This is a genomic window from Leifsonia sp., assembly GCF_051955155.1.
In the GTDB taxonomy this organism is placed as follows: domain Bacteria; phylum Actinomycetota; class Actinomycetes; order Actinomycetales; family Microbacteriaceae; genus Leifsonia.
Genome location: NZ_JBQCGZ010000125.1, coordinates 1 through 7,342 on the forward strand (window position 1 = coordinate 1; position 7,342 = coordinate 7,342).

At 72.1% G+C, this 7,342-nt stretch carries 7 protein-coding genes and 1 pseudogene; 3 read left to right on the forward strand and 5 right to left on the reverse strand.

All coding sequences use genetic code 11. From position 1 onward, the window contains the following. On the reverse strand, nucleotides 1–440 hold a 440-nt coding region (gene rplM, locus ACTHMF_RS13605; RefSeq protein WP_440318305.1), incomplete at its 3' end, for a 50S ribosomal protein L13. 270 nt (nucleotides 441–710) lie between these two features. On the opposite strand from rplM, the gene ACTHMF_RS13610 reads away from it, so the two are divergent. Both ACTHMF_RS13610 and ACTHMF_RS13615 read left to right on the forward strand, forming a co-directional pair. Next, on the forward strand, nucleotides 711–1,898 hold the full coding sequence (locus ACTHMF_RS13610) for a sensor histidine kinase (protein WP_440318307.1): 1,188 nt from the start codon (nucleotides 711–713) through the stop codon (nucleotides 1,896–1,898). Next, on the forward strand, nucleotides 1,895–2,542 hold the full coding sequence (locus ACTHMF_RS13615; RefSeq protein ID WP_440318309.1) for a response regulator: 648 nt from the start codon (nucleotides 1,895–1,897) through the stop codon (nucleotides 2,540–2,542). Before ACTHMF_RS13610 ends, ACTHMF_RS13615 begins: the two co-directional genes overlap by 4 nt. 13 nt (nucleotides 2,543–2,555) lie before the next feature. Here the strand turns inward: ACTHMF_RS13615 and truA are convergent, their stop codons facing one another. Continuing rightward, complete coding sequence (truA, locus tag ACTHMF_RS13620; protein WP_440318311.1) at nucleotides 2,556–3,422, reverse strand: tRNA pseudouridine(38-40) synthase TruA; 867 nt, start codon at nucleotides 3,420–3,422, stop codon at nucleotides 2,556–2,558. 79 nt (nucleotides 3,423–3,501) lie between these two features. Between truA and ACTHMF_RS13625 the strand changes: the two genes are divergently transcribed. Beyond that, a complete protein-coding gene (locus ACTHMF_RS13625; RefSeq protein ID WP_440318313.1) occupies nucleotides 3,502–5,427 on the forward strand; it encodes an acyltransferase family protein in 1,926 nt (641 codons plus the stop codon). A 74-nt stretch (nucleotides 5,428–5,501) separates the two neighbouring features. On the opposite strand, the gene ACTHMF_RS13630 is transcribed toward ACTHMF_RS13625, so the two are convergent. From ACTHMF_RS13630 to ACTHMF_RS13640, 3 genes and pseudogenes are all read right to left on the reverse strand, one after another. Beyond that, on the reverse strand, nucleotides 5,502–6,536 hold the full coding sequence (locus ACTHMF_RS13630) for a GNAT family N-acetyltransferase (RefSeq protein WP_314146784.1): 1,035 nt from the start codon (nucleotides 6,534–6,536) through the stop codon (nucleotides 5,502–5,504). 81 nt (nucleotides 6,537–6,617) lie between these two features. Further along, entirely contained in the window at nucleotides 6,618–7,178 is a 561-nt protein-coding gene (rplQ, locus tag ACTHMF_RS13635; RefSeq protein WP_440318316.1) for a 50S ribosomal protein L17, read from the reverse strand. 55 nt (nucleotides 7,179–7,233) lie between these two features. After that, a pseudogene (locus ACTHMF_RS13640) lies at nucleotides 7,234–7,342 on the reverse strand (DNA-directed RNA polymerase subunit alpha); the annotation flags it as partial.

The following is a 7,342-nucleotide window of genomic DNA, read 5'->3' on the forward strand; positions in this document are numbered from 1 at the left end:
GCGACCTGGCCGAGCGTGTACTGCTTCGGCTGCTGGGCGGCGTGCGGGTGCTCGCTGCCGGCGTAGACCTTCAGCTTGCGGAGCTGGGCGCGGCCGATCGAGTTCTTCGGCAGCATCCCGCGGACGGCCTTCTCGACGGCGCGCACCGGGTTCTTCTCCAGGAGCTCGGAGTACGTGGTGGCCTTGAGGCCGCCCGGGTAACCGGAGTGGCGGTAGGCCTTCTTCTGCGCCGCCTTCTGACCGGTGAGGGCCACCTTGTCGGCGTTGACGATGATGACGAAGTCGCCCATGTCCATGTGGGGGGCGAAGGTCGCCTTGTGCTTGCCGCGCAGCAGCGCGGCGGTGTGGCTGGCGAGACGGCCGAGCACGACGTCGGTCGCGTCGATGATGACCCAGTCGCGCTGGATCTCGTCTGCCTTCGGGGAGTAAGTGCGCGTCACAGTAGTGGCTGCTTTCTATATCGAACGGAGGAGTTCGTGAATCCCACTCCGATGGGGGTTCGCGTCTCGACAAGGCGGGAACCGAAGCCGGTGGAGGGCTCACGTTCGCGTGCCGCACCGCAGGAGGCGCGGACACCAAAGGTCAATCGTACGCGACACGCCCGGGCCGGTCAAACCGGGCCGGCCCTGCGGAGGGGTGGGGTCCGCCCTGGGGATGAAAACGGGGCCGGGATGGCCGGGCCAGACCATGACCGCTTCTAGGTTATGACCATGAAAGCGCTCCTGCTCCGCCATCAGCTCACCATCGATCTGATCGTCGCCGCACTGTTCCTGCTGCTCTGGTCGATGGGAGAGGTCGGACGTCACCAGCTCGTCCCGGGGACGCTGGCCGCGCAGCTCCCCTGGTGGACGGCTCTTGCACTGGTCGCCGTGGCGATCGCCCTGTGCCGGCGCCTCCCCTCGGCGGCGATGGCGATCGTCGTCGCCGTCCTCGTCGGCCAGCTGATCTTCCCCCAGGCCGTGTTCGCCGAGCCGGGGCAGGCGGTCTACCTCGGTCTTCTGCTCGTGATCGTCGGGGTCGCGATGTCGGCACGGCCCGCTCTTCGTGCCGTCACCGCGGTCTTCGCGCTCTTCGTCGGCGTTGCCGCCGCCGGCCTCCTGGCGGCGTACGGATGGCGGATACCGGAGCGAATCCCGCTCTTCGTCTGGTGCATCCTGCTGTGCGCGGCCGCGTGGAGCGTCGGTGCGCTCGCGAGCATCGCCGTCGCCGGTGCCGCTAGCAAGCGCGAGCTCACCCGGACGACCTCCGAGCTCCACGAAGCAACGACCGAGGCGATCATCGCCGGCGAACGCGAACGGATCGCGCAGGACGTGCACGACATCATGGCCCATTCGCTCTCGGTGATCCTCGCGCAGGCGGATGGGGCGAGAGCACTGGCGGACGTGCGACCCGAAGAGATGTCGCGGTCGCTGGCCTCGATCGCGAGTCCCGCCCGGTCCTCCCTGACGGAGGTGCGCATGCTGATCGAAGGGCTCGTCTCCGACCCGGACGGGGCGGAGGCGCCGTCGCTCGCCGACATCGATGCGCTGGTCGAACGCATGCGCGCGGCGGGGCTGACGGTGACCGTCGAGCGGTTCGGCGAACCCGGCGGGCTCACGGCGACCCAGGGGCTCGCCGTCTACCGGATCGTGCAGGAGGCGCTCACGAACGCCCTGAAGCACGGCGGCGACGGTGTCGCGCGCGTCGCCCTCGACGGCCGCGGGGGCGGGCTCACGATCTCCGTCTCCTCCCCCGCCGCACCGTCCTCCGCCCCAGCGCAGCCCGGGGGTCGCGGCGTGCACGGGATGCGCGAACGGGCCAGGCTCGCAGGCGGCTGGCTCGACGCCGGTCCGGACGAGACCGACGGCGGGTACCTGGTAACGGCGTATATCCCCGCGGCAGAGGCGGTCGTCGCGTGAGCATCAGGGTCGCTGTCGTCGACGATCAGCCACTGTTCTGCTCCGGCATCGGCATGCTGCTGGAGTCCCAGTCCGATCTCGATTTCGCGGGCGCGGCTCACGACGGTGAGGCGGGTGTCGAACTGGCGGTGCGCGAGCGACCGGATGTCGTGCTGATGGATCTGCGGATGCCGGTCCTCGACGGCATCGGCGCGACCGCGCGCATCCGCGCGGAGCTCACGGACGAGGACGCTCCGCGGATCATCGTGCTGACCACGTTCGAGCGCGACGAGGCTGTCGCGAGAGCCCTGAGCGCCGGCGCCGACGGGTTCGTGCTCAAGGACACCACTTCCGACTTCCTCCTCGCCGCCATCCGCACCGTCCACGCGGGCCACGCCGTGATCGCACCGAAGGAGACGGCGGCCCTCTTCCGCGCAGGAGGCGTACGACGTGCCCGCCCCGAGACCATCGCCGCGCTCTCCGCCCGCGAGAAGGAGGTGTTCCTGCTCGCGGCGCGCGGGCTCAGCAACGCGGAGGCCGGGCAGGCGGCGTTCATCACGGAGGCGACGGTGAAGAGCCACATGCGCAGCATCCTGCAGAAGCTGGGGCTCACCTCGCGCGTGCAGCTCGTGGCGTTCGCTCACGAGAACGGGCTGGTGCGCTGACCCGGACCTCCGCTCAGAGCGTCCGCAGTCCCCTGGTCTGTTCCGCGCGCCTGGCCAGCTCGGCGTCGGCCGGATAACCGACCTCGAGCAGGGTCAGCCCGCGCGCCGGCATCACCTTGAAGGCGCTCGTGCGGCGCTGCTCGTCGCGCAGGCGCACCAGGTCGCCTGGCGTGAGCTTGCCCTCGCCCACCTCGACGCACGCGCCGACGAGCGCGCGCACCATGCTGTGGCAGAACGCGTCGGCGCCGACCTCCCCGATCAGGACACCGTCCGCATCCCGGCGCCACGAGAACGCCTGGAGGGTGCGGATGGTCGTCGCGCCCTCGCGCGCCTTGCAGTAGCTGGCGAAGTCGTGCAGGCCGAGCAGGCCGTGGGCGGCCAGGTCCATCGCGTCGGCGTCCAGGGTGGAGGCGACCCACGCCGTGCGGTGCCGCTGCAGCGGGTCGCGCAGCGACGCCCGGTCGGCGACGCGGTACTCGTAGCGCCGCCACAGCGCGGAGAAGCGGGCGTCGAAGCCGTCCGGGGCCCGGCTCGCGCGCAGCACGACGACGTCCGGCACCGGGCCGAGCACGCCGTTGATGCGGCGGGCCAGCGCGTCCTCCGGCTCCAGCGGCGGGCGCTTCCCGTGGGGTCGGCGCAGCAGGGCCACCTGGTCCGCATCGAGGTCGACGTGCGCCACCTGACCGGCGGCGTGCACCCCGGCGTCGGTGCGCCCGGCGACGGTCAGCGTCGGCGCCTCGCCCGTGCGGCGGAAGATGGTCGCGAGCGCCGCCTCCAGCGTCCCCTGGACGGTCCGCTGGTCGGGCTGGCGCCCCCAGCCGTTGAAATCGGTGCCCTGGTAGGCGATGTCGAGCCGGAATCGCGTCGCCTGTTCGGTCATCCCACGATTCTAGAGAAGGCTGTCAGCGGCGCTTGCTACGCTGGCCGCTTCCGTGCCCGCCGACCCTATCGCAGACCCGATGACCCACCTCACCGTCCAGCCGACCGTCGCCGTCGCACCGGCGCCGTCCCCCGCGTCCCGCCGCTTCGCGGGGTTGGACGGCCTGCGCGCGATCGCGGTGGTCACGGTGCTCGTCTACCACCTCTTCCCCGGGGTGCTCCCCGGCGGCTTCATCGGCGTCGACATCTTCTTCGTGATCAGCGGGTTCCTGATCACGAGCCTGCTGCTGCGCGAGCGGAGCGAGACGGGACGCGTCGACCTGCGCGGGTTCTGGACGCGGCGGGTGCGCCGCCTGGTGCCGGCGATCGCCGCCCTCGTCGTGGTCTGCTCGGCGATCGCGCTGGCCATCGGCGGGGACGTCCTGGTCGGGCTCCCCCGGCAGATCCTCGGCGCGTCGACGTTCAGCGCCAACTGGCTCTCCATCGCCGCCGACTCCAGCTACTTCGCGCAGGGCGCGCCCGAGCTGTTCCGCAACCTGTGGTCCCTCGCGGTCGAGGAGCAGTTCTACCTCGTCTGGCCGCTCGCCCTGCTCGCGATCGCGCTCGTGCGGAACTGGGGTGTGCGGCTGGCGATCGTGCTCGGGGTCGCCGCCGCGTCCGCCGTCGAGATGGCGGTGCTCACCATGCCGGGCGACGACCCGACCCGCGTGTACTTCGGCTCGGACACGCACAGCTTCGGCCTCGCGCTCGGCGCGGCGCTCGCTCTGCTCGTCGCCCGGCTGCGGCCCGCCGACCTGGACGCGGGCGAGACCGCAGGCCAGGTGTTCGCGCGCCGCTGGCTGCCGCCGCTCGGGGTCGCCTCCGTCCTCGGGATCGTCGTCGCCGCCTACGGGATGCACGACGACGCCGCGTTCACCTACCGCGGCGGACTGCTGCTGGTGAGCGTCGCGACGGCGCTCGCCATCGGCGCCGCCGTGCTGCCCGGCTCCGGACTCGGTCGGCTGCTCGACGCGGCGCCGCTGCGCTGGGTGGGCGCCCGCTCGTATGGCCTCTACCTCTGGCACTGGCCGGTGTTCGTGCTGGTGTGCGCGGCCATCCCGGACGAGAACGACCCGCAGACCGCGCTGATCGTGGGGCTGGGCGCGCTGGCCTGCTCCGTCGCCGCCGCGCTGCTGTCGTACCGCTACCTGGAGCAGCCGATCCGCCGGCACGGCTTCGGCGGCGTCGTCCGCCGGGTGCGGATGGCGATGCGGGTCTCGCGGCCGGCCCGGCTGTGGACGTGGGCCGGCACCGCCGTCGCCGCCGGGCTCGTGGCCGCGACCGTGGCCGCGATGGTGGTCGCCCCGACCGCCACCGGGGCCGAGCGCTTCATCCAGCAGGGGGCGGCGTCGCTGAAGGGCGCGCCCTCCCCCGCGCCGTCACCCGGTTCGAGCTCGTCGCTTCGCACACCGCCCGACCCGCACCCGGTCGCGCAAGGTCCCGACATCGCGGCGTTCGGCGATTCGGTGATGCTGGCGTCGGCCCCGGCGCTGCAGCAGAGCCTGCCCGGCATCAGCATCGACGCCGTGGTCTCCCGGCAGATGCACACGGCCCCCGACCTGATCGCCGCTGCGGCGAAGGCCGACGCCCTGAGGCCGGTCGTCGTGATCGGGCTCGGGACCAACGGCTCCATCTCCGAGGACACGCTGGAGCGCGTCCTGGACGAGCTCGGCCCGCGCCGCGGCCTCGTCCTGGTCAACGTGCAGGCCCCGCGATCCTGGGCGCCCGGCGTGAACAGCACGCTCGACGCGTTCGCGGCCAAGCATCCCGACCGCGTCGCCGTCGCCGACTGGCACGGCGCGATCGCCGGGCACCTCGACCTGCTCGCCGACGACCAGATCCACCCGGGGATGCGCGGCGGGGCGATCTACGCCGACGCGCTGCGCCGCGCCCTCCTGCAGCTGGCCGAGCACTCGACGGTCCGCGTGGCGAACCCCTGGGACCAGGCCGGCCCGCGCCCCCAGTAGCGGTTGTGCCCGTCGGTACGAGCGGCCGTGCTCGCGCAGGACGCAGACGTACCGAACGGGCACGGTCGCACCGGTCAGTAGGCGAGGATGAGGCCGGTCTCGCGGTTGGTCTCGGTGAAGCCCATCCCGGTGTAGAGACCCAGCGCGCCGCTCGGGTTCTCCGCGTCGACATCGAGCGTCGACCGCTCCCAGCCGAGCGCGGCGCACGCGGTCATCGACGCGGCGAGCAGCGCGGGCGCGATCCGCTTCCCGCGGTGCGCGCGGGTCGTGCCCAGCATCGAGATGTAGGCCCCGGTGAAGCCCTGGCTGACCCAGTCCTCCTCGTTCACCTGGCAGAGCACGAACCCGGCCACCTCGTCGCCCGCGAGGGCGACGAACGAGACGTCGGCCCGGAACGTGCCGGACAGGAACGTCTCCCACTGCTCGTCGCTGAGCGGCTGGCTGCCCCAGTGGTCGAGGAACGCCTCGTCGCGCGCGGCGTGGACGGCGGCCGACAGCTCGGTCGTGTACGGCACGATGCGCGCGTCCTCGGTGGGCACGACCTCGGGGACGGGCTCGGCGAGCGAGCGCTCCAGCGACAGGAAGTACCGTACCGGTTCGAGCCCGGCGTGCCGGAGCAGCCGCTCGCGCTGAGGAGCGCGGGCATCCGCGTAGCCGACGATCCAGCCGGGCAACCGCTTCTCCGACGCCGCCAGCTTCTGCTGTCCGCGAGCGATCTGCCAGGCCAGCAGCTCCCTTCCGATGCCCTGGCCCCAGAAGTCGGGATGCACGCCGCCGTTCAGGAACTCGCGCACCAGCGTCTCCTGCCGCGGCGGTTCGAGGACGATGCCGGCGGCGACGGGCCGGCCGTCCGCCGCGAAGCCGATCAGGGTGTCGCGCTCCCTGTCCACGAAGCTGTAGCCGAGCTCCTCCTCCACCTCCTCGCGCGTCGCGAGGTAGTTGGGATGCTCGACGGCGTCGATCGCGCGCACGACGTCGAGCACCGCGTCCACATCGTCCATCGTCGCCGGGCGCCACTCGGCGACCAGGGGATGCGCGGGCCGGTGCGTCGGCGGAGCGGACACGCGCTCGCGCAGCGGGGACAGCTCGGTGCCGGAGTTCTCGTGCATCCGGCCAGCCTACGAGGTCCGCCGGGAACGACGAAGGCCCCGCATCCGGATGGATGCGGGGCCTTCGTGTGCTGACGGGCGTCAGGCCTTCTCGGCCTCGGCCTCCGCGGTGGTCTCCTCCGCGGCGGTCTCGTCGCCGGTGGCCTCCTCGACGACCTCGGCCTCGGCGGCCGTGGTCTCCTCGGACGCGGTCTCCTCGGCGGCGGTCTCCTCGACCGGGGCCTCCTCGACCGGAGCGGCCTTCGGGGCGGCGGCCTTCTTGGCCGGCTTGGCCTTCGGGGCGACGGGCTCGAGCACGAGCTCGATCTGCACCATCGGCGCGTTGTCGCCCTTGCGGTAACCGAGCTTGGTGATGCGGGTGTAGCCGCCCTCACGCTCGGCGACCAGCGGCGCGATCTCGGTGAAGAGCTCGTGCACGACGGCCTTGTCCTGGATCACGGACAGCACGCGACGGCGGGCGTGCAGGTCGCCGCGCTTCGCGAACGTGATCAGACGCTCGGCGTAGGGACGCAGGCGCTTGGCCTTGGTCTCCGTCGTCTTGATGCTCTTGTGGGTGAACAGCGCGGCAGCCAGGTTGGCGAGCAGAAGACGCTCGTGCGCGGGGCCGCCCCCGAGGCGGGGGCCCTTGGTGGGCTTAGGCATGATCGGTTATCTCCAGTGTTGAAAAAGGTCTGATGGCGTTCTCGAGCGACAAGCCTCAGATGGTGGTGGACTCGTCCTCGTCGTACCCGCTGTAGAAGTGGGCGCCGTCGAACCCGGGGACCGAGTCCTTCAGCGACAGACCCATCTCCGTCAGCTTGTCCTTG